The organism is Streptomyces sp. LS1784, from assembly GCF_020103755.1.
Taxonomy (GTDB): domain Bacteria; phylum Actinomycetota; class Actinomycetes; order Streptomycetales; family Streptomycetaceae; genus Kitasatospora.
This window is the reverse complement of sequence record NZ_JAHSQD010001028.1, coordinates 1-1,521: the sequence shown is the minus strand read 5'-3', so window position 1 is coordinate 1,521 and position 1,521 is coordinate 1. Positions and strand designations below refer to the sequence as shown.

Sequence of the window (1,521 nt, the reverse complement as noted above, 5' to 3'; positions counted from 1 at the left end):
CGGGCCCGGGCCGGCGCCCGCTGACGCAGCCGACCGGGGACCGGGGCGCGCGCTGAGCCGGACCCGCGCGCACCCACCGTAGGAACGACGCATCCGCGGCCGCCGAGTGAACGGGCGGCCGCGGATGCGCGAAGGCCCGGTGCGAGTCCTGCCCGGGGCCGCGGTGCCCCGCCCGTCACCAGCTCCGGACCTGCCGGATGATCCGCCGCTTCAGCCGGACCGTCCGGCTGCCGTCGGGGAACAGCCTGAGCCGGTCGAGTTCCCAGTGTCCGTACTCGGCGTGCTCGGTGAGCAGTTGGCGCGCCGCGTTGCGCGTGGTGCCGCGCGGCATGCGCAGGGACTGGTACTCGTACTCCGGCTGCCGGACCGGCTTCCGTGGGGTCAAAACGCTCCTCCTGGGGATCACCTTCGGGCAAGCCTACGGCCTGCCCCGGACAGTCGGCCCGGGTATTTCCGGCCGCCCTCCCGTGCGGAGGCGGCGGCCCGAAGGGGTGCGACCCGGGGCAGTCGACTGACAGAGCATCAGTTCTGTTGTCGTTGTGGAGGGGATACCCCGATCCCGGCGCGCGAAGCGGCACCCGGACGGCCCCGGTGGGTCCCGTGCGCGTCCTCCGCGCCCGCTTCGCGCCGGAGCCGCGGGGGATGAAAGGGTGTGGATCGGACATCAGGGGGGAAGTTGCGGTGAAATCGCGGGTGTAGGTGACAACCGCTGTGCGTACCGACACTGCGGGGAGATAGCGTCTGCACCATGTCTGATGCCGCGCAGCCCACCATTGCCGAGGTACGCGCCGCCGCTGAGGCGGTCAAGGCCGCCATCGACCGTCATCTGGAAGCGGTGTCAAGCCCCAACGCAGCCGATGATCCCGCCGTTTCCGCCGCCTACGAGCAGCTGGCGACGGCGGCCATCGCCTACGACCAGCTCCTGTACGAGGCCTACGACGAGGTGACGCCCTTCGAGATCCCCGGGGACGAGGGCCCCGGCGGGTACCACGGCCCCGAACAGCCCGAGGCGATCAGCGTGTTGATCCGCCGCGACTACCACGTCGTCGACTCCGAGCGGCTGCGTGCCCAGGCCGAGCGGCTCGACGAGTCGCTGACCCCGGGCGGCGCCGGTGCGGGCGGGGTGAACGCCGCGATCGGCGTGCTGTTCGGCGAGTACGAGCCCGACGAGATCGCCGCCCGCAGCGAGGAGTTCGGCCTGGAGGAGGCCGACTCGACGCTCTGGGTCGCGGCCACCGAGCCGACCGAGCCGGGCGAGTGGCTGCCCGAACCCTTCGAGCACGCCGATCCGCAGCTGCTGATCTGCCGGTTCGACGTGAGCGAGGTCTACGACGACGAGGACCCGGACGACTGAAGCCGTCCAGGACGCACGAGGGGCGGGCCCGGGACCACCGGGGCCCGCCCCTCGTGCGTCCCGCCCGGCAGGCCGCCGCAGCGGGGCCGGCCGGAGCGGCCGTCAGTACGCCGAGGCGGTGGCGTTCTCGGCGAGGACCGCCCGCAGCCGAGTGGTGCGCGGCTGCG

General features: G+C 73.2%; 2 protein-coding genes. One reads left to right on the top strand and one right to left on the bottom strand.

Annotated features, from left to right (window positions below; genetic code table 11):
• Positions 1 to 175 precede the first annotated feature (175 nt).
• Positions 176 to 385, bottom strand: coding sequence for a DUF5703 family protein (locus tag KS423_RS45345; protein WP_224285495.1), 210 nt, complete (start codon positions 383 to 385; stop codon positions 176 to 178).
• A gap of 363 nt (positions 386 to 748) precedes the next feature.
• Here KS423_RS45345 and KS423_RS45340 point away from each other — a divergent pair, with 363 nt between their 5' ends.
• A complete protein-coding gene (locus KS423_RS45340) occupies positions 749 to 1,354 on the top strand; it encodes a hypothetical protein (protein WP_224285494.1) in 606 nt (201 codons plus the stop codon).
• The last annotated feature ends 167 nt before the right edge of the window (positions 1,355 to 1,521 follow it).